At 72.3% G+C, this 20,430-nt stretch carries 17 protein-coding genes; 7 read left to right on the top strand and 10 right to left on the bottom strand.

Annotation, left to right across the window (positions count from 1 at the left end):
* Positions 1-104 precede the first annotated feature (104 nt).
* On the bottom strand, positions 105-911 hold the full coding sequence (locus FHS23_RS21600) for a thioredoxin domain-containing protein (RefSeq protein ID WP_183659053.1): 807 nt from the start codon (positions 909-911) through the stop codon (positions 105-107).
* Positions 912-985: 74 nt separating this feature from the next.
* Here FHS23_RS21600 and hrpB point away from each other — a divergent pair, with 74 nt between their 5' ends.
* Positions 986-3,487, top strand: coding sequence for an ATP-dependent helicase HrpB (gene hrpB / locus FHS23_RS21605; RefSeq protein ID WP_183659055.1), 2,502 nt, complete (start codon positions 986-988; stop codon positions 3,485-3,487).
* Between the two features lie 17 nt (positions 3,488-3,504).
* Here hrpB and FHS23_RS21610 read toward each other — a convergent pair whose 3' ends face one another.
* Positions 3,505-4,299 carry an ion transporter gene (locus FHS23_RS21610; protein ID WP_183659057.1) on the bottom strand — a complete coding sequence of 265 codons (795 nt, stop codon included), beginning with the start codon at positions 4,297-4,299 and terminating at the stop codon, positions 3,505-3,507.
* A 134-nt stretch (positions 4,300-4,433) separates the two neighbouring features.
* Positions 4,434-5,147 (bottom strand): dienelactone hydrolase family protein, encoded by a 714-nt coding sequence (locus tag FHS23_RS21615; protein ID WP_183659060.1) that lies wholly within the window; start codon positions 5,145-5,147, stop codon positions 4,434-4,436.
* A 48-nt stretch (positions 5,148-5,195) separates the two neighbouring features.
* On the opposite strand from FHS23_RS21615, the gene FHS23_RS21620 reads away from it, so the two are divergent.
* Together FHS23_RS21620 and FHS23_RS21625 are read left to right on the top strand one after the other, a co-directional pair.
* Positions 5,196-5,420 (top strand): hypothetical protein, encoded by a 225-nt coding sequence (locus FHS23_RS21620; RefSeq protein WP_183659062.1) that lies wholly within the window; start codon positions 5,196-5,198, stop codon positions 5,418-5,420.
* Positions 5,417-6,196 carry a hypothetical protein gene (locus tag FHS23_RS21625; protein ID WP_183659064.1) on the top strand — a complete coding sequence of 260 codons (780 nt, stop codon included), beginning with the start codon at positions 5,417-5,419 and terminating at the stop codon, positions 6,194-6,196. The genes FHS23_RS21620 and FHS23_RS21625 overlap by 4 nt, the downstream gene beginning before the upstream one ends.
* 66 nt (positions 6,197-6,262) lie before the next feature.
* Here the strand turns inward: FHS23_RS21625 and hutI are convergent, their stop codons facing one another.
* The 5 genes from hutI to hutH form a co-directional block, all read right to left on the bottom strand.
* Positions 6,263-7,510: an imidazolonepropionase gene (hutI, locus tag FHS23_RS21630; protein ID WP_183659066.1), complete on the bottom strand. Its 1,248-nt coding sequence runs from the start codon at positions 7,508-7,510 to the stop codon at positions 6,263-6,265.
* The gene (locus FHS23_RS21635; RefSeq protein ID WP_183659068.1) at positions 7,507-8,805 is read right to left on the bottom strand and encodes a formimidoylglutamate deiminase; all 1,299 of its coding nucleotides are present in this window, start codon (positions 8,803-8,805) and stop codon (positions 7,507-7,509) included. The genes hutI and FHS23_RS21635 overlap by 4 nt, the downstream gene beginning before the upstream one ends.
* Before the next feature lie 74 nt (positions 8,806-8,879).
* A complete protein-coding gene (locus FHS23_RS21640) occupies positions 8,880-10,088 on the bottom strand; it encodes an allantoate amidohydrolase (protein WP_343054166.1) in 1,209 nt (402 codons plus the stop codon).
* Positions 10,089-10,099: 11 nt separating this feature from the next.
* Positions 10,100-11,716: a urocanate hydratase gene (gene hutU / locus FHS23_RS21645; RefSeq protein WP_183659073.1), complete on the bottom strand. Its 1,617-nt coding sequence runs from the start codon at positions 11,714-11,716 to the stop codon at positions 10,100-10,102.
* Complete coding sequence (hutH, locus tag FHS23_RS21650; protein ID WP_183659181.1) at positions 11,713-13,248, bottom strand: histidine ammonia-lyase; 1,536 nt, start codon at positions 13,246-13,248, stop codon at positions 11,713-11,715. The genes hutU and hutH overlap by 4 nt, the downstream gene beginning before the upstream one ends.
* Before the next feature lie 81 nt (positions 13,249-13,329).
* Here hutH and FHS23_RS21655 point away from each other — a divergent pair, with 81 nt between their 5' ends.
* The 4 genes from FHS23_RS21655 to FHS23_RS21670 all read left to right on the top strand — a co-directional run bounded on the left by FHS23_RS21655 (position 13,330) and on the right by FHS23_RS21670 (position 18,620).
* Positions 13,330-14,205, top strand: a complete 876-nt coding sequence (locus tag FHS23_RS21655; RefSeq protein ID WP_183659075.1) for an IclR family transcriptional regulator — start codon at positions 13,330-13,332, stop codon at positions 14,203-14,205.
* 272 nt (positions 14,206-14,477) lie between these two features.
* Positions 14,478-15,815 carry an alkaline phosphatase PhoX gene (locus FHS23_RS21660; protein ID WP_183659077.1) on the top strand — a complete coding sequence of 446 codons (1,338 nt, stop codon included), beginning with the start codon at positions 14,478-14,480 and terminating at the stop codon, positions 15,813-15,815.
* Positions 15,816-16,209: 394 nt separating this feature from the next.
* Positions 16,210-17,607: a hemolysin family protein gene (locus FHS23_RS21665; RefSeq protein WP_183659079.1), complete on the top strand. Its 1,398-nt coding sequence runs from the start codon at positions 16,210-16,212 to the stop codon at positions 17,605-17,607.
* The gene (locus FHS23_RS21670) at positions 17,604-18,620 is read left to right on the top strand and encodes a CNNM domain-containing protein (RefSeq protein WP_183659081.1); all 1,017 of its coding nucleotides are present in this window, start codon (positions 17,604-17,606) and stop codon (positions 18,618-18,620) included. Before FHS23_RS21665 ends, FHS23_RS21670 begins: the two co-directional genes overlap by 4 nt.
* Positions 18,621-18,781: 161 nt before the next feature.
* Here the strand turns inward: FHS23_RS21670 and FHS23_RS21675 are convergent, their stop codons facing one another.
* Positions 18,782-19,417: an ATP-binding cassette domain-containing protein gene (locus tag FHS23_RS21675; RefSeq protein WP_183659083.1), complete on the bottom strand. Its 636-nt coding sequence runs from the start codon at positions 19,415-19,417 to the stop codon at positions 18,782-18,784.
* Positions 19,411-20,427 carry an ABC transporter ATP-binding protein gene (locus tag FHS23_RS21680; RefSeq protein WP_343054167.1) on the bottom strand — a complete coding sequence of 339 codons (1,017 nt, stop codon included), beginning with the start codon at positions 20,425-20,427 and terminating at the stop codon, positions 19,411-19,413. Before FHS23_RS21680 ends, FHS23_RS21675 begins: the two co-directional genes overlap by 7 nt.
* Between the last annotated feature and the right edge of the window lie 3 nt (positions 20,428-20,430).

Below are 20,430 nucleotides of genomic sequence, written 5' to 3' on the forward strand. Positions count from 1 at the left end.
GCGGCCGACGCGGCGTATCGCCGGATGGCTGAACGGCACACGTGAGCCCGCTCCCGAGCACGCCCGGGAGCGGGCTCACGTGCCGTGTCGACCGTTGCCCGACGTCAGCTGTTGCCGGAGGTGAGCTGGTCGAGCCAGTTGTCGGTCAGCTGCACGATCTCGCCCTGGTGCGTGACGGTCGGCGTGCTGAAGCCCTTGCCGCGCGGCCCTTCCTGCATCAAGTCGGGGTTCTGCGAGGTCTTCTGGAACTCCGACTTGAGCCGATCATCGTACTTGCCGTTCCTGATGCCCTGGGCGAACGCATCGCTCTCGATGCCGAGGTCGCGGCCGAGCTGGATGAGCTGCTCGTCGCTGTACCCGCGGCCACCCTCGGCGGGCTGGTTCTGGAACAGGCTGTCGTGGAACGCCGTGAACTTGCCCTCGTCTGCGGCCAGCAGTGAGGCGTTCGCGGCGTCCAGCGAGTACCCGGGCGGGTCGGACGCGTCCATCAGCATCGGCACCGGGTGCGTCCGCACCAGCAACGACCCGTCGTCGATCTTCTGCTGGATCTGATCGCCGAACTGCTCGTAGAACGACCCGCAGGCCGGGCACAGGAAGTCGGCGTAGATGTCGATGGTCGTCGGGGCGTCCTGGTCGCCGGTCTCGACGACGACGCCCTCACGCTTCTCCGGGGCGTCGAACTGGGTCTGCGCCGCGGGGATCTGCTGCCCCTCGGTCTCGTTCTTCGACGCGTTCGTCCACAGCACACCGCCGACGACCACGGCGGCGACCAGCACGACGACGCCGACGATCAGGCCGACGCGCTTGCCGTCCGCCATGCCCGCCGAGCCCCGTGCCTGGGCCACGACGTTCTTGCCCTGCTGATGTTGCTGCTGCCGCCGCTTCCGTGCGTTGCGTTCCGCTCCGCCCACTGGGGTCCTTCCTCGCGTTTGGTCCCCTTCTAGGCTACGTAAACCGGGTAAAACCCCTGTCCAGGGAGGCGTGCATGCAGGTTCCGCAGCTGCCGGAGCTTCCCGCGGCCGCGGTCGCGGGGGAGGTCTGCACCGCACTGGCGGGCGACGGCGCGGCGGTGCTCGTCGCACCACCCGGCACGGGCAAGACGACGCTGGTGCCGCTGGCGCTGGCGCAGGCGTTCGACGACCACGGTCGCGGCGGGCGGATCGTCGTCGCAGAGCCGCGCAGGCTGGCCGCGCGAGCTGCAGCGAAACGGATGGCCGACCTGCTGGGCGAACGGGTCGGCGACACCGTCGGGTACGCGGTGCGCGGCGATCGCCGCACGTCGGCGCGCACGCGTATCGAGGTCGTCACGACGGGTCTGTTGGTTCGTCGGGTGCAGCGCGATCCGGAGCTGCCGGGCGTCGCCGCGGTGATGCTCGACGAGTGTCACGAACGCCACCTCGACGCCGACCTGTTGCTCGCACTGCTGCTCGACGTGCGCGCGGGCCTGCGCGACGACCTGCGCCTGCTGGCGACGTCGGCGACCGTCGCCTCCGACCGGCTCGCCGCGCTGCTCGGCGACTGCCCCGTCGTCACCGCCGACGCGCGCACGTACCCGGTCGAGATGCGGTACTCCCCGCCCGCGCGTGGTGAACGCACCGACGCCTGCGTCGCCCGGACGATCAGCACGGCGCTGGCCGAGACCGACGGCGACGTACTGGCGTTCCTGCCGGGCGCTGCCGAGATCGGCCGGGTCACGCGCGCGCTCGACCTGCCCGGTGTCGACGTCCTGCCCCTGCACGGCAGACTCTCGGCGGGCCACCAGGACGCCGCGTTGACCGAAGGCCCGCGGCGGCGGGTGGTGCTGGCGACCGCAGTCGCCGAGTCGAGCCTGACCGTGCCGGGGGTGCGTGCCGTCGTCGACTCCGGACTGTCACGGGTACCGCGGGTGGACCACCGGCGCGGACTGTCCGGGCTCGTCACCGTGCGGACCCCGCTGGCGATCGCCGAGCAGCGGGCGGGCCGCGCCGGTAGGCAGGGCCCCGGCGTGGCGTACCGATGCTGGCCGGAGTACGAGACGGCGAGCCTGCCCGCCTACCCCGAACCGGAGATCCGCACCGCCGAACTGTCACGCCTCGCACTCGAACTGGCGTGCTGGTCGACACCGGACGGGCGGGGGTTGTCGTGGTGGGACCCGCCGCCGGAGGGCGCGCTGGCCGCGGGCACGGAACTGCTGCGCACCCTCGGGGCGATCACCGGCGACGGCACCGTCACCACGCGTGGCGGCCGACTCGCCGACGTGGGGCTGCATCCCCGGCTCGCCCGGGCGCTGGTGGACGGCGCCGACGAGACGGGCGCCGACGTGGCGGCGGAGGTCGTGGCACTGCTCGACGCCGGGTCGGCGGGAGACATCGATGTCGAGGAGGCTCTCCGGAACCTGCGCCGATCGCGCTCGCCCGAGGCCTCCCGGGCGCGCCGCGAGGCCCGCCGCCTCGCGGGTCTCGTCGGGCAGGAGGGCCGTTCGACCCAGACCGGTTCCGGGCGGGGCGGTTCAAGGCGGGGCGGTTCGGCAGACGGCGACGCGGGCGACGTCGCCGCCGTCGTGGCGCTCGCGTACCCGGAGCGACTCGCCCGCAGGCGCGACGCGACCTCGCAGGTGTACCTCATGGCGAGCGGCACCGCGGTGGAACTGCCGCCGGGGAGCGGGCTCGCCGACGCGGAATGGCTGGCCGTCGCCGACGCCACGCGGGAACCCGGCCGTGCCCACGGCGTCGTGCGGCTGGCGGCGCGGGCCGACGAACAGCTGGCGACACTCGTCGCGGCGAACCTGCTGACCGAATCAGACGAGGTCTCGTGGACCGGCGGGGACGTGGCAGCGCGGTCGGTGCGGGCCCTCGGCGCGATCACCCTCGCCGAGCGCCGGGTGCCCGACCCCGAGCCGCGACGCGTGCGCGCGGCTCTGCTCGACGGGCTGCGCGACGAGGGATTCGACGTGCTGACGTGGCCGGACGCCGCGGTGCGCCTGCGGCAGCGGCTGGCGTTCCTGTACGCGCGACTCGGCGAACCGTGGCCGGATGTCGGCGACGACGCGCTGCTCGCCCGCGCCGACGAGTGGCTCGAACCGGAGCTGTCGGCCGCGCGCCGCCGGGCCGACCTGGCACGGATCGACACGGCGTCGTCCCTGCGCAGGCTGCTGCCGTGGCAGGAGGCGCGCAGGCTCGACGAACTCGCCCCCGAGCGGATCGACGTGCCGTCCGGGTCCAGCGTCCGCGTCGACTACTCCGGTGACGATCCGGTGCTGGCGGTGAAACTCCAGGAGACGTTCGGCTGGCGCGCCACCCCGCGGATCGCAGGCGGCAACGTGCCTGTCGTGCTGCACCTGCTCTCGCCGGCGGGCAGGCCGGCCGCCGTGACGTCCGATGTGGACTCGTTCTGGGATTCGGGGTACGCCTCGGTGCGGGCCGAACTACGCGGCCGATACCCGAAACACCCGTGGCCCGACGACCCGCGCACCGCCACGCCGACCCGCGGGACGAAACGCAGGACCTGACAGCGCCGTGACCGTTCTCAGCTGAAGAGCGACCGCTCCGGCCGGGCGGGCAGTCGCTCGGCGAGTTCGGGATCGTCCTCGTAGTGCAGACCGAGGCTGACGGCCTCACGGATCTGCTGCCGGTTCTCGCGCACCACCTCGGCGAAGAAATGGTCGATGCGATCATCGGCGAGCACTTCCAGCACGATGCGGATCACCGTGTCGGTCACCGAATGGACGACCTCGTCGTGGAACGGCAGCCGCGAGAACCGGCCCGCCTGCGGATCGTTCTTGAGCTTCTCGGTGACGATCTCGCGCAGCATCTCCTGGTTCTGCGACAGCGACCGCGCCAGGTTCTCCGGATAGTTGCCGGTCTCGAGGACCTTCACCACCTCGTCGAGCACGACGACCGTCACGGGCTTCTTGATGGCCTGCACGATCGTCGTCGAATAGCGCTCGACGAGCTTCTGCGTGAAACGTTCCCCGAAGGCCCGGTCCGCGGTGCGCGCAAGCCGCACGACCACCACGACGATGCGCAGCAGGCGGAACCCACGCAGCGCCGGGTGGGCGATCGGGATCATGCCGAGGATCTCGTACCACCCGCGGACAGGGAACATCTTGTCCCAGCCCGCCCGGTGCCATCGCCACAGGAATTCGACGAGGAACACACCGCAGATCGCCGTGTCGACGACGAAGATCGTCTGCGCCGTCTCCGCTGGGACGTCGAAGAACATCAGGTAGCACAGCAGCGCCACCGAGCCGGCGGCGAGCACGAGCATCGCCAGGTCGACGAGGCTCGGCCGACGCCCGGCCCGCGGCGTTCCGGTGGTCATGGGCGCACATTGTGCCACCTGTGATCACTCACACGCGTACAGCGCGTCGACCGCCCTCCGCAGCCGGCCTGTGCCCTCGAGGGCCCCTCGGGGCGTTGAGCGCCACTACGGTGCCTTTGGCTGCGCCCCGTACGTCAGGTGGTCGTCGCTCGGACGAACGACAGCACCTGGGGTTGCGACACGGCGTAGGCGGCCTCGTTGACCTCGGCACCGTGACTGCGGGTGTCGCTGAAGCCGTGGTGGGCCTCGGGGTACAGGTGGACGATGCTGGCGGCGCCGGTGCGCGACTGCAGGCCCTCCTGCAGCTTGGCGAACACCTCGTGGGGAACGATCGTGTCCTGCCCCGGGTAGAGCATCATCACCGGCGCGCCGATCCGCGGAGTCTGCTCGAACGGGTCGGCCGTGTGGTTGTCCGCGGGCGTGGCGGGCACCGTCGGGTGGTAGGCGACGACGTTGGCGAGCCGCTCGTCCCGCGCCCCCAGCAACAGTGCGAATCGCCCACCGAGGCAGTAACCGATCACGCCCACCTTCGTCAGCCCGAGCTCGCCGAACATGTGGTCCAGCAGCCGCTGCATCTCCGCCAGGCACGTCTCGTCGTCGAGGCCGTGCATCAGTTCGACCATGGTGTCGAGCTCGTGATCGTCCATGCTCACGCCGTGGAACGGGTCCCAGCTCAGGGTCGTGACGCCGGCCTCGGCGAGTTCGGCGGCGAACTCACGGACTCGCTGTCCGATGCCGGTGATCATGGGAAGCAGCAGCATCCCTGCGCCCGTCGGCTCGGCAGGGCGCGCCAGATACGCGCCCAGGCCGCCGACACCGATCGTCGAAGTGTCGATCTCCTCTGCCATGGGTGCGAAACTATCCCTCACCTGCACAGCCGTCCGCGGAGGGGATCGATGACGACGGACCGCACGCTCGCCGAGCAGCTCGACGGACCCCATTTCGACGGGTTGCCCGCCGGTATCGACGCCCTTCCCGATGAGCAGAAACAGGTGCTCGCCGACGCGCTGCGGCAGGCCAGGCGCCGGCAGGCCGCGGCGCTGCAGGAGTCGGCCGACAGCGCGTTGTCGCACATCCCGTTCTTCATCCGGCCCGCGGTCCGCAAGGCGGTGGGACTGTGACCGGGGCGCTCGACCGGCTCGCCGCGCGCGCCGAGATCGTCAAGCTCGCCCGGGTGCTCGGCCAATCGGAACAGCGCCTGGAGTTCCTGCGGGACGTGCCCGCCGCCGACATCCGCGCGTTGCGCGATCAGGCCACCGAGGCTCTGCACGGCGCGCACCAACCGGTATTGCGCAAGCTCGTGGCGGCCAGCGGGATCATCCCGGTCCCGGTGCTGGTGACACTGGCGCAGAAGGCGTTCGGACCACTGCTCAGCGCACGTCTGGCCGGGCTGATCGACGGCGACCGGGGCGTGGCGATCGCGCTGAAGCTGCCCGCACCGTTCCTCGCCGATGTCGCGGCGGAGCTCGATCCGCGCCGCGCCGTCCACATCCTCTCCGAACTGCCGACGGCCACCGTCACCGACGTCAGCAGGGAACTACGCAGACGCGAGGACTGGATCACCCTCGGCCGGTTCGTCGGCGGCGTGCCTCCCGAGATCGCCGAGGCCGGCCTGGCCGAGCTGAACGAACGACAGGTCCTCGAGGTCGCGTTCGTCGTCGACGACAAGTCGTCGCTGAGCACGCTGGTCGCACGCCAGCCGGCGGAACAGTGTGCCGCCTACGCCCGCGCGGCCGACGAGTACGACCTGTGGCACGCGCTGTTCGACCTGCTCGCGCACCTCGACGACGGCCTGCGGGAACGCCTCGTCACCGCAGGCCTCGACGAGGACCCCGAGCTCCATTCCCGCGCCCACGAAGCCGCCGCGGACCTCGGCGTCGAGTCCCTGCTGACCTGACGGCCCGGCCCGCGGCACAGCGGTCGCCGGCGAGCCCAGCGGTCGTGCGGGTGCAGGACACGCAGGTCAGGCCGCGCGGTGGCCGCAGCGCCACACGGCCCACGTGAGCGGGACGCCGGGCCGGTAGGCGAGGTGGGTGGCCGACGGTGCGTCGAGTACGTGCAGGTCGGCGCGCGCACCGGCACGCACCGTGCCGACGGCGCCGTCGCCGGTGTCACGGCGCAGGGCCCGCGCGCCGCCCGCGGTTGCGGCCCACACGGCCTCGCGCACCGTCAGGCCCATCTGCAACACGGCCGTCGCCACACAGAACGCCATGGACGTCGTGTACGAACTGCCCGGGTTGGCGTTGCTGGCGAGGGCGACGGCGGCACCCGCGTCCCACAGCCTCCGCGCCGGGGCGAGCGGCTGCCGGGTGGACAGGTCGCACGCGGGCAGAAGGGTCGCGACGGTCGACGACGAGGCCAGCGCGTCGACGTCCTCGTCGGTCAGGTGGGTGCAGTGGTCGACACTCGCCGCGTCGTGGCGCACCGCGAGCCGCACGCCGGGCCCGTTGCCGAGCTGGTTGCCGTGCACCCGCACCCCGAGGCCCCTGGTCGCGGCCGCTGCCACGATGCGCTCGGACTGCGCCTCGTCGAACGCACCCGCTTCGCAGAACACGTCGACCCACGCGGCGTACGGGGCGACGGCGTCGAGCATGTCGCCGCACACGAGGTCCACGTAGGACTCCGCGTCGGCCCCGGGCGGTACGAGGTGCGCGCCGAGATAGGTCACCTCGTCGGCGTGCCGGGCGGCGAGCCGGGCCGAGCGGGTCTCGTCCTCGACGGTCAGGCCGTAGCCGGTCTTCGTCTCCAGGCACGTCGTGCCCTGCCGGACGGCCTCGTCGAGGTGGGCCGTCAGGTTGGCTTCGAGGTCCGCGTCGCTCGCCGCCCGCGTGCGGGCGACGGTCGTGGCGATGCCGCCCGCCTGGTACGGCTCCCCCGCCATGCGCGCCTCGAACTCGGCGGTGCGGTCGCCCACGAAGACGAGGTGCGTGTGGCTGTCCACCCAGCCGGGCAGCACCGCGCGCCCGCCGACGTCCACGGCGGCGTCGGCCGCCGGAGCCACGGCGGACTCGCCCACCCAGGCGATCCGATCGGCCTCCAGTACGACCGCTGCGTCGCGCAGGATCCCCAGCCCGGGATCGTTCGTGGTCAGCTCGCCGATACCGGTGATCAGAGTGGACGCCGGGTGCACAGTGGACGGCGGGTGCACAGTGGACGGCGGGTGCGGCGGGGCCGTCGAGGGGTCGGCGGCGGGACGCGGGTTCGGGGTCATAGTAGTTTTCCGATCTCGGCCGCCAGGTCGGCGGCGGGACGTTCGATACGAGTGTGCTCCCCGTCGGATACCACGGACCGCCCGGCGACGAGCACGTCGGTGACGTCGGCCCCGGTCGCGGTGAGCGGGGCGCCGTCGGGTGCCCCGCCCGCGGTGCGGACCGAGTCGAGTCGCACGGTCACGAGGTCGGCCTGCCCGCCCGGTTCGATCCGGCCGACGTCGTCGAAGCCGATCGCGGCGTGGTCGGTCGCCGCGGCGACCAGGTCGTCGACGGCGAATCTGCCGCGCGCCTCCGCGGCCAGCCGTTCGTTCAGTTCCAGCGCCCGCGTCTCCTCGAAGGCGTCGATCACGGCGTGGCTGTCGCTGCCCAGACACAGCCGCACGCCCGCTGCCGCCAACGCCGAGGCGGGCCCGATGCCGTCGCCCAGGTCACGTTCGGTCGTGGGGCAGAAGCACGCCCGCGTCCGCGACGCTCCGAGTGTCGACATGTCGTCGTCGGTCAGATGCGTCGCGTGGACGGCGGTGGTGCGCTCGGCCAGCACGCCGTGACGCGCCAACAGCGCCGTCGGCGTCACGCCGTGCACCCGCAGGCAGTCCTCGTTCTCGGCGCGCTGCTCGGACAGGTGGACGTGGAGCGGCCTGCCCGCTGCCCACTCGGCCACGACGGGCAGTTGCGGCGCCGGCACGGCGCGCACCGAATGCGCAGCCGCCCCGACGACGACGTGCTCACCGCCGGGCCGGAAATCCTCCGCCCGGGAGGCCCAGCCGTCGGCGTCGCCGTCACCGAACCGCAGCTGGACACCCTCGAGGGGCTTGTCCGGACCGCCCGCGAGGTAGCACGTGTCGAGCAGGCAGATACGGATCCCGGCGTCGGCGGCCGCCGCGACGAGCGCGGCGCTCATCGCGTTCGGATCGTCGTAGCGCCTGCCGCCCGGGCCGTGGTGCAGGTAGTGGAACTCACCGACGCTCGTGTACCCGGCCAGCACCATCTCCGCGTAGACGGCCCGCGCGAGACGGTAGTACGCGTCCGGGTCGAGCCGTTCGGCGAGGCGGTACATCAGCGCGCGCCAGGTCCAGAACGTGCCGCGGTCGCCGTGCGTGCGCCCGCGCAGCGCTCGGTGGAACGCGTGCGAGTGCGCGTTCGCCATGCCGGGCAACGTCAGACCCCGCAACGTCCGGCCGCGCCGTGCTCTGCCGGGTTCGACCGCGACGATCGCCCCGCCGGCCACGTCGACGCCCACACCCTCGGCCACCCCGCCGGGCAGCCAGGCGTACTCGCACCAGTACTCGCTCACCCCGGCCGCGGCGGTGCTCCGGGTCCCACGGCTCCGCGGCCCACGGCTGTCCGGCTCATCACGCACCGGCCCGCTCACGCCGACAGCCCCGACAACACGGTCGCCAGCGCCTCCGCACCGGCGTCCACATCGGAGTCCTCGGCGAACTCCTCGGGGGCGTGGCTGACGCCGGTCGGGTTGCGCACGTACAGCATCGCCGCGGGCACGTGTGCCGACAGCACGGCCGCGTCGTGCCCGGCGCCGGTCGGCAGCGCGGGCACGCCGCCCAGTTGGGCCGACACCGCGTCGCGCAGCGCCGGGTCGAACACCACCTCGTCACCCCACGACTCCTCGCTCAGCGCGACGGTGCAGCCCTCCGCCTCGGCGGCGGCCCGCGCCGCGGACTCGACGTCCCGCACCACCGACGGCACGTCGGGACCCCGGGCGTCGAGCCAGAGGTCCACGGTCGAGGCGATGACGTTGGTGCCACCGGGGTTCGCCGCGAGTCTGCCGACCGTGGCGCGCGTTCCGGGGGCGGACGCGGCGATACGGCGCACGGCGGCGACGGTCTCCGCGGCGGGCAGCATCGGATCCCGGCGATCGTCCATGGGGGTCGCTCCGGCGTGGTTGCCCTGGCCCGCGAACGTCAGCCGCCACCGCCCGTGCGCGATCACGGTGCTGCCGACGGCGACGGGCCCGCCGAGATCGATCAGGCCGCGCCCTTGTTCGACGTGCAGTTCGACGAACCTGCCGATACGGCCGACGAAGTCCGGATCGGCACCGATGCGCTCCGGGTCGAGGCCGGCGCCCCGCACGGCGTCGGCGAACGTCGTGCCGTCGGGATCGCGCAGCCGGAGGGCCTTCTCCGCGGGCAACGACCCGGTCAGCAGCCGCGATCCGAGGCACGGCACGCCGAACCGGCCGCCCTCCTCCTCGCTGAACACGACGACGCCCAGCGGCTTCGCAGGTGTCACACCCCGCGCCCGCAGAATGTCCACTGCGGTCAGTGCACTCACGACGCCCAGTGGCCCGTCGAACGCTCCGCCACCGGGAACCGAGTCGAGATGGCTGCCGGTGACGACCGCGTCCGGGCCGGGGGCGCCCCACCACGCCCAGAGATTGCCGCACCGGTCCTGCTCGAGATCGAGCCCGCGACGCCGCGCCTCGCCCGCGAACCACTCACGCAGTTCCAGCTCGGCGGTGTCGAACACGTGCCGGGAGTATCCGCCGCGCGTGCGGTCGCGCCCGACGTCGGCGATGTCGGCGAGCAGTCCGCTCGCGCTCGGCTCCGGTGTGCCTGTCACGTCCGCCATGGTCACCGCCGCATCGGCACGGTCAGGCCACCGGCCGTGGCGGCCTCCGCGGCACGCTCGTACCCGGCGTCGACGTGCCGCAGCACTCCGGTGGCGGGGTCGTTGCTGAGCACCCGTTCGAGCTTGCGAGCGGCGAGCTCGGTCCCGTCGGCGACGGTGACCTGGCCCGCGTGGATCGAACGGCCCATGCCGACGCCGCCGCCGTGGTGGATGGACACCCAGGTCGCGCCGGAGGCCGTGTTGACAAGGGCGTTCAACAGCGGCCAGTCCGCGATCGCATCAGAACCGTCCATCATGGACTCGGTCTCGCGGTACGGTGAGGCGACGCTGCCCGAGTCGAGGTGGTCCCGGCCGATGACGACCGGTGCCGAGAGCTGCCCGCTGGCGACCATCTCGTTGAACCGCAGGCCGGCCAGATGCCGCTCGCCGTGACCGAGCCAGCAGAGCCGGGCGGGCAGGCCCTGGAACGACACCCGCTCGCCCGCCATGCGGATCCAGCGCGCGAGCGACTCGTTCTCGGGGAACAGCTCCAGCACGGCCCTGTCGGTGGCGGCGATGTCCGCCGGGTCGCCCGAGAGTGCAGCCCACCGGAACGGGCCCTTGCCCTCGCAGAACAGCGGCCGGATGTAGGCGGGCACGAAGCCGGGGAAGTCGAACGCCCGCTCGTACCCGCCGGCCTGAGCCTCGCTGCGCAGCGAGTTGCCGTAGTCGAACACCTCGGCGCCGCGGTCGGAGAACCCGACCATCGCCCTCACGTGCTCGGCCATCGACTCCCGCGCCCGGTCGGTGAACTCGTCGGGCTTGGCGGCGGCGTAGTCGTGCCAGTCCCCGACGTCCACACCGGACGGCAAGTAGGCCAGCGGATCGTGTGCCGACGTCTGGTCGGTGACGATGTCGACGTCGACGTCTCGGCGTAGCAGTTCGGGCAGGATCTCGGCGGCGTTGCCGATCACGCCGACCGACAGCGCGCGGCGGTTCGCCTTGGCCGTCGTCACGCGGGTGATCGCGTCGTCGAGGTCGGTGGCCAGCTCGTCGAGGTAGGCGGTCTCGAGCCGGCGCTGCGCGCGGTGCGGATCGCACTCGATCACCAGGGCCGCGCCGTCGTTCATCGTCACCGCAAGCGGTTGCGCACCGCCCATGCCGCCGAGCCCCGCGGTGACCGTCAGGGTGCCGGCGAGCGTGCCGCCGAAGCGTTTCTCCGCCACGGCCGCGAACGTCTCGTACGTGCCCTGGAGGATGCCCTGGGTGCCGATGTAGATCCACGACCCGGCGGTCATCTGGCCGTACATCGTCAACCCCATGGCCTCGAGCCTGCGGAACTCCGGCCAGTTGGCCCAGTCGCCGACGAGGTTGGAGTTGGCGATGAGCACGCGCGGCGCCCACTCGTGGGTGCTCAACACGCCGACGGGTTTGCCCGACTGCACGAGCAGGGTCTCGTCCTCGGCCACCGTGGCCAGCGTGGCGGCGATGGCGTCGTAACTGGCCCGGTCACGGGCGGCCTTGCCCGTGCCGCCGTAGACGACGAGGTCCTCGGGCCGCTCGGCGACCTCGGGATCGAGGTTGTTGCGCAGCATCCGCAGCGCAGCCTCGGTCTGCCAGTTCTTGGTGGTCAGGCTCATGCTTCCTCCACACAGCTCTGCACGGCACCGGAGGCGATGAGCTCCTCGGCCGCGGCGATCTCGGGGGCGAGGTGACGGTCGGGGCCGGGACCACCGACGCGGGTGCGCAGTAGGTCGCGGACCGCACCGGTCACCGGAGCGGGGCGCAGCGGGGCGCGCAGGTCGAGCGCACGCGCCGCGGTGAGCAGTTCGACGGCCAGCACGGTGCGCAGACCGTCGACGCCGCGGCGCAGTTTCCGCGCCGCCGACCAGCCCATGGAGACGTGGTCCTCCTGCATCGCGCTGCTCGGGATGGAGTCGACCGACGACGGCGTGGCCAGCCGCTTGAGCTCGCTGACGATGCCCGCCTGCGTGTACTGGGCGATCATGTGCCCGGAGTCGACACCCGGGTCCTCGGCGAGGAACGCGGGCAGCCCGTGCGAACGCGCGACGTCGAGCATCCGGTCGGTGCGGCGCTCGGCGATCGACGCGACGTCCGCGACCGGGATGGCGAGGAAGTCGAGCACGTACCCGAGCGGCGAGCCGTGGAAGTTGCCGTTGGACTCGACGCGCCCGTCGGCGAGCACGACCGGATTGTCCACAGCGGACACGAGTTCGCGGTCGGCGACGGCCTCGGCGTGGGCGAGCGTGTCCCGCGCCGCTCCGTGCACCTGCGGTGCGCAGCGCAGCGAGTAGGCGTCCTGCACGCGGGTGCAGTCGGGGCCGCGGTGGCTGGCGACGATCTCCGAACCGGCCAGCGCCTCGCGCATGCGCCGCGCGGAGACGGCCTGTCCCGGGTGCGGGCGGAGTGCCTGCAGGTCCTCGGCGAACACCCGGTCGGTGCCGAGCTGCGCCTCGACGCTCATCGCCGCGGTCAGGTCGGCGACGTCGAGCAGCGCGGCGAGGTCACGAATGGCCAGCGCGAGCATTCCGAGCATGCCGTCGGTGCCGTTGGTCAGCGCCAGGCCCTCCTTCTCCGCCAGGGTGACCGGGGTGATCCCGGCGTCCCGGAGCGCGTCGGTGGCGGGGCGGGTGGCGCCGTCGGGCCCGACGACCTCGCCCTCCCCCATCAGCGCGAGAGCGACGGCCGACAGCGGCGCGAGGTCCCCGGAACAGCCGAGCGAACCGTACTCGGGCACGACCGGCGTGATGCCGGCGTTGAGCAGGGCGGCCAGCGCGTCGACGGTGGAGGTCCGCACACCCGTGTGCCCGGTGGTCAGGGTGCGCAGGCGCAGCAGCATCAGCGCGCGCACCACCTCGGTCTCGACGGCCGGTCCGGCACCGGCCGCGTGCGAGCGGATCAGCGAGCGCTGCAGGTCGGCCCTGCGTTCCGGTGGGATGCTGCGCACGGCCAGCGCACCGAAGCCGGTGGACACGCCGTACGACGGCGTCGTCGCGTCGGCGAGGGCGTCGACGTGTGCGCGGGCGGTGGCGACGTTCTTCCGCGCCACCGCGTCGACGGCCACGGGGGCACCGCCGCGGGCGACGGCGACGACGCCGTCGCGCGTCAGCGGAGCGGATCCGATCACTACCTCGTTCGGCTCGTTCGGCATGTCCTCATTGCACCGCGTGGAGGGCGGGCTCATCAGCGCCGACGGTAGGATTTCCGTCTCGGATCCCAGACAGGAGGACTGATGGCGCAGGACAGCACCTCCACCAGGAGCGAGCAGGCCGCCCAGGGAAACGTACCTGCGCTGCGGCGCGGGCTCGCGCTGCTCGGCGTACTCGCCCGGCACGCGGGACCGGTCTCGGCGGCGACGCTGGCACGCGAGGCGGGCGTGCCCCGGTCCTCGACGTACCACCTGCTCACCGAGCTGCAGGTCGCCGGATTCGTCGTCCACCTGCCCGCCGAGCGACGGTACGGGCTGGGCATCGCCGCGTTCGAGCTCGGCTCGTCGTACCTGCGGCACGACCCGCTCGAACGCCTGGCGGGGCCGATCCTGCGCAGGCTCGTCGACGAGACCGGGCACACCGCGCACCTGGGCGTGCTGCACGGGGGCGAGCTCGTCTACCTCATCAAGGAACGCCCACCACAGCCTCAGACGGTCGTCACCGACGTGGGTGTTCGCCTGCCCGCGCATCTGACCGCCTCCGGCAGGGCGATGCTCACCCACCTGCCGAAACCTCAGGTCAGGGCGCTGTATCCGGCTGCGTCGGCGTTCGTCCGGCGCACCGCCAGGGGACCGCGGAGCCTGGCCGAACTGCGGGCGACGCTCGCAGCCCACGACCGGCTCGGCTGGGCGGTCGAGGACGGCCACGTGACGGCGGAGTTCGCGTCCGTCGCCCACCCGGCGTTCGACCACGGCGGCAGGCCGTTGGCGGCCATCAGCCTGACCTTCCGCCACCGCTGCCACGACGGCGACGACGCGGGCGGCGGGTCCGGCGGGTCCGGCGGGTCCGAGGACGCCGACGTCGAATGCGGCGCCACCTGGCCCGACCTCGCCGCGAGCGTCCGCCGTGCCGCGGCCGAACTCACGACGCGAATCGGAGGCCTGCCGCCCACCGCGTGAACGTCCTGCCGACAGCGCGTCGTGGGGTTTGCCGGCCCTGCCGGAGAGCGGCCGGCGGGGCCGCGCTCGCCGGAGCGTCACCGTCGGTGCGGACCGGCCGGACGAATCAGGCCGAACGGTCGTTGACATTGGGCCGTTCGGCCCCGCCCCGGTTCCTCGGCACACTCTCCGATCGGCAGTCGGTCAAAGATCGTTCATCGCGACCTGCGCGGCGGGCAATGTCGGACGTGTGGGGTGAAATCGACCTTCCGGACTTTCAAGGAGCGCCAGTCATGGTCGAACGCCCCACCACACCCTCCAACCTGTCCCGCCGCGGTTTCCTCCGTAGCGGAGCCGCCGTCGGCGCCACGTCGGCACTACTCGGCATGATGGGAGCCACGACCGCGTCGGCGAAGCCGGGCCGTGGTCCGCAGCAGGCCGAGAACAACGGCGGGTACGGCCCCCTCCAGCCGGCCCCCGGAGGGGAGCTGCTGCTGCCGGCAGGCTTCTCGTGTGTCGCGTTCGGACACACGGGCACGCCGATGAGCGACGGCAGACCCACTCCGGGGATGCACGACGGCATGGCCGCGTTCGCCGGTGAGGACGGGCGTATCCGCCTGGTGCGCAACCACGAACAGAGCGAGGGCGCGGCGTTCGCCTCGCCGTCGTACGACCCGGCCGCCGCGGGCGGTACCACCACGATGGTGTTCGACCCGGAGAAGATGGAGCTCGTCGACACGTTCCCGAGCCTCACGGGCACGATCCGCAACTGTGCGGGCGGCCCGACGCCGTGGGGTTCGTGGCTGTCCTGTGAGGAGACGTTCACCGGCCTCGACGTCGACACCCCGCACGGGTACGTCTTCGAGGTTCCCGCCGGTGCGGACGGCCCCGTGGATCCGGTGCCGTACAAGGAGATGGGCCGGTTCACGCACGAGGCCGTCGCGATCGACGAGGCGACGGGCATCGTCTACCAGACCGAGGACCGCGGTAGTGCCGGGTTCTACCGGTTCGTGCCGAACAAGCCGGGCGAGCTGGCCGCGGGCGGCAAGCTGCAGATGCTGGCGATCAAGGACAAGCCGGGGTTCGACACGCGGCTCGGTCAGAAGCCGAACCGGACGTTGCCGGTCGAGTGGGTCGACATCGACGATCCGGACCCGGACAGCGACGACAGCCTCGCGGTGGCCCGGCAGGGCTGGGACAAGGGCGCGGCCGTGTTCGCGCGCCTCGAGGGTGCCTGGTTCGGCGGTGGGTCGATCTACCTGGTCTCGACCAATGGCGGCGACGCGGGCATCGGTCAGGTGTGGGAGTACCGGGCGCGTGGCAACTCGGGCGGCCAGCTCGTGCTGGTGTACGAGTCGACGAACCCTGACCTGCTCGAAAGTCCGGACAACATCTGCGTCTCGCCGAACACGGGCGGGTTGGTGCTGTGCGAGGACGGCAGCGGGAAGGATCTGCTACGCGGTGTGACGAACCGGGGCGAGATCTTCGACCTCGCGGAGCTCAACTCGTCGAACACGAGCGAGCTCGCGGGTGCGACGTTCTCCCCGGACGGGAAGATCCTCTTCTTCAACGTCCAGTCGCCGGGTGTCACCTACGCGGTCACCGGGCCGTGGGAGCGCGGAGCGCTCTGATGAATCGGTAGCGCGGAGCGCTCTGACGGCCCGGGAGCGCGGCGCGCTCTGACAAATCGGGAGCGCGGCGCGCTCTGGTCAGCGGTGGTCGAGCGCGTTGAGGGCCCCGTTGGTCCGCGGGAACCGCCGGGGCCGTTTCCCGTGTCGCGACAGCGACGCCACCGCCGGCCGCACTCCTCCGGTAGGATGACGTCATCCGGTTTGTCCGGCCGTCGGCCGGAACCGGCGGAAGCGGCGCCGACGCAGCGGTTTCGCCTGTTGAATGGCGAAGCGGCTCGCCGGGAATGCCGTGACCCGGGGGATGTCTTGACGGTGACCTGCCAGGAAGGGCGATGGACGACAGTTGTAGTACCGGCACCCGGATCGTGAGCGAGAGCACCGCGAGGTGCCGCACATGATCTGGGCCCTCAGCCTCCTGCTCGGCATCGTCGTCATCCTGGCCGTGATCGCGGTCAACGGCTATTTCGTGGCGCAGGAATTCGCCTACATGGCTGTCGACCGTTCCCGGCTCGCCGCCCTGGCCGAATCGGGCGACCGGTCGGCGCAACGTGCGCTGGCGATCACGCGCCGTACGTCGTTCATGTTGTCCGGTGCGCAACTCGGTATCACCGTGACGGGCCTGCTCGTCGGTTACGTGGCCGAACCTCTGGTCGGCAACGCACTGGGAACGGCACTGGGTGGTGTCGGTGTGCCGACGTCGGTCGGTATCGCGGTCGGCACGGTGGCCGTGCTGGTGGTGTCGACGTTGGTGCAGATGCTCGTCGGCGAACTGTTCCCCAAGAACCTGGCGATCGCCGTCCCCGAACGCGTCGCGCTGTGGCTGGCCGGGTCGACGACGCTGTATCTGACGCTGTTCGGCTGGCTCATCAGGTTCTTCGACGCCGCGTCGAACGCGCTGTTGCGGCTGCTGCGCATCGAGCCGGTGCACGACGTGGAGCATTCGGCGACGGCGCGCGACCTCGAACACATCGTGGCCGACTCGCGCGCCACGGGTGATCTGCCCGCGGACCTGTCGGTGCTGCTCGATCGGGTGCTGGACTTTCCCGATCAGGACGTCGAGCACGCGATGAATCCGCGGACGCGGGTGGACGTGGTGGCGGCCGAGACGCCGATCTCCCACGTCCGTGAGCTGATGGCCGCGGGCCACACGCGCTACCCCGTGGTCGACGAGGCGGGTGATGTCCTCGGCGTCGCCGAGTTGGCCGCCGTGTTGGCCCGGCCGGCCGACGACGAGACGCCGGTGTCGCAGCTGTGCCGCCCGCCGTTGCTGGTTCCGACGACGATGGCCCTGCCGGACGCCTACGCCAGGTTGACCGCGACCCGCAACGAGCTCGCCTGTGTGCTCGACGAGTACGGCGGGTTCACGGGCATCCTCACGATCGAGGACCTCGCCGAGGAGCTCGTCGGCGAGCTGCAGGACGAGCACGACGGTCCGGAGCCCCCGCCGGTGACGGTGCAGGACGACGGCAGCTGGCTGGTGAGCGGCGACGTGCACGTCGACGAGGTGGAGCGTGCGGTCGGTCACGACCTGCCGTCCGAGGACGTGGAGACGGTCGCGGGCCTGACCATCGCTGCTCACGGCGCGTTGCCTCCGGCGGGCGCGACCGTGCTGGTCGGCCTGCCGCAGTCGGGGGCCGAACTCGCCGAGCCGGACCCGCCCGCACCGCCGGTGCTGCGCGTGGACGTGCTCGACGTCGACCGCCACGTGCCGTCGCGGCTGCGGCTCACGCTGCAGTCCGCCGATACGTCCGCCGAAGCCGGCAGCGGATCCACGAGGGAGGAGGCGCGATGAGCAACCCCTGGATCGTGATCTCCGCTTCCGTGCTGATCCTCGTGGCCAGCGCGTTCTTCGTGGCGGTCGAGTTCGCCACGTTGGGGGCGAAACGCCATCGCCTCGAGGAAGCCGCCACGACGAGCCGTTCGGCGCGCGCCGCACTGCGCAGCTCCCGCGAACTGACACTGCTGCTGGCGGGCTGCCAGCTCGGCATCACCGGCTGCACCCTGGCGCTCGGTGCGGTCACCAAACCGGCCGTGCACCACTGGCTCACCCCGCTGTTGGAGACGGTGGGCGCGCCCTACTGGCTGGCCGACGCGGCCGCGTTCACGATCGCGCTCGTCGCGATGACGTTCCTCCATCTGGTCGTGGGCGAGATGGCACCGAAGTCCTGGGCGATCGCGCATCCGGAACGGTCGGCGACCCTGCTCGCGCTGCCCGCCCGTGTGCTGGTGACCACGACGCGGCCGCTGTTGTCGACCATCAACACGGCGGCCAACGGCCTGGTGCGATGGGCCGGTGTCACCCCCGCCGACCAGGTGGCGACCGGGCAGAACCCGGAGGGACTGCGGCAGCTCGTGAAACACTCCGTCGAGGCGGGCACGCTCGACGACCGGTCGTCGGAGCAGCTCTCCGGCGCGTTGGACCTGCAACGCGTGACGGTGCGCACCGTCGCGACCGGCCCGCTGGTCACGGTGCCCGCATCGGCGACGGCCGCGGCGGTCCGGGAGGCGGCCCGCGAGTCCGGCCACCGGCGCATCCTCGTGGGAGACGGCGACCCGCGCTCGGTCGTCCACGTCCGCGACACCCTGCTGCTCGCCGACGACGCGCCGATCACGCCGGTGGCGTACCGGGTGCTCGACCTGCCGCCGGACACACCGCTCTACACGGCACTGACGCGGATGCGGGAGACGTCGCAGCACCTCGCCGTGGTTCGGACCGCCGGGGACACCAGGGTGATCACGATCGCCGACATCCTGGGCCGCGTGCTGCCGGGTGAGTCGACGACCGCGGACGCGGGCAGCGTCTGACCCGTCGCTGCGGCCCGGCACCGGGCTCGACCCGAACGCGGACGGCGACAGCGGCCGGAGCGGGCCCCGGGTGCCGCGCTCGGCGGTTACATCGTCGAACACGGCCTCCTCGAACACGGCCTCGTCGAACACGACGGCGTGACCCCGACGCGATCCGGCCATCAACGCCACCGGACGACGTCGTCGGCCCAGGCTTCGAGGAGCGCGTCGTCGTGGCTGACGGCCAGGACACCGGTGCCTTCGGCGGCGACGCTCCGCACGAGACGGACGAGCAGGGCGGTCGTCGAGGCGTCGACCATCGACGTCATCTCGTCGCAGATCAGGTAGCGCGGCCGCAGCACCAGCGCACGCGCCAGGCACGCGCGCTGCAACTGGCCGTCGGAAACCTCGTGCGGCCGCCGTGCCAGCAGTTCCCGGGTGAGGCCGACGGCCTCCGTCAGTTCGGCGACGATCCCGTCGTCCCGGCGGCGCGACGCCACCAGCGGTGCGCGGACGACGGCGTCCAGGGTCCATCGTGGCTCGACGGCGAGTCGCGGTTGCTGGAACACCACGCCGATGGCGGTGCGCTGCGTGGCCGGTGCGCGATGCCGGAAACCTCGCACCGGCTGCCCGTCCAGTGTCACGCTCCCCGACCACGGCTCCAGCAACAGCGCCAGCACGGCGGCGAGTGTCGACTTGCCGCACGCGCTCGGGCCGGCCAGACCCAGCGTCGCACCGGGGTGGAGTTCGACGTCGACGCCGTCCAGCACCGGCCGTCCCCGCCGATAGCCCACGACCAGGTCTTTCGCGCTCAGCACGGCACGTGCCCCGCGATCAGCCGACCACCCACGGCGACGGGCTCCGGGTCACCGTTGCACGGCGGCCCCGGAGCGTCGGGCACCCTGGCGCAGAACGCGCACCCGTCGGGCACGTCGGTCAGCTCGGGCGGATGGCCGGGAATCGGCTCGAATCCGCCGTCCGGCAACGCTCCCAGCAGACCGCGGGTGTAGGGATGCCACGGGTCGGCGAACACGTCACCCGCGGGTCCCGCCTCGACGATGCGCCCCGCATACATCACGGCGACGTCGTCGGCCACGCGCCGCCCGGCCGCGAGGTCGTGGGTGATCAACAGGACCGCCGTGTCCTCGGCGGCCGCCGTCGCGAGGCCGTCGGTGACGTGGTCGACGAGGGCCCGGTCGAGGCCGGTGGTCGGTTCGTCGGCGAGCAGGACATCCGGTTCTCCGGCCAGGGCCAGCGCGAACCCGACCCGCTGAGCCATGCCGCCGGACAGCTCGTGAGGATAGGCGTCGAGCGAGGCCGGGGCGAGGCCCGCGCGCTCGGCGAGGGCGTCGACGTCGCTGCGCGACGCGGCACCGCGCAGGTGCCGCATGCTCTCGGCCAGCTGGGAGCGAGCGGTGCGCACGGGTGTGAGGTGGCTCGCCGCCGACTGCGGGACGAGCCCGATCCGCCTGCCCCTGACCTGCCGGGACATCCGGCGCTCCGGCGCCGTGCACAGGTCGAGGTCGCCGCCGGGCCCGTGCAGGAGTGCGCGTCCGCGCGTCTGCGCGTTCGCGGGCAGCAGTCCCAGCAGCGCCGACGTCAGGACGGACTTGCCGCAGCCGCTCTCCCCGACCAGTGCCAGCACGCGACCTCGACGTAGCCGCAGCGACACGTCCGCCGCCGCGTGCACGATCCCTGCTTTTCCCTTTCGTCCCAGCCGGAATCGCACCGAAAGCCGGTCCACGGTGAGCGCACTCGCGGGCTGCCGTGTTCCCGTGAACGTATCCGCGTTCGCCACGGGCGTCTTCGTCACAGATGTCTTCGTCACCGA

This window comes from Prauserella isguenensis, from assembly GCF_014191605.1.
GTDB lineage: Bacteria > Actinomycetota > Actinomycetes > Mycobacteriales > Pseudonocardiaceae > Prauserella > Prauserella isguenensis.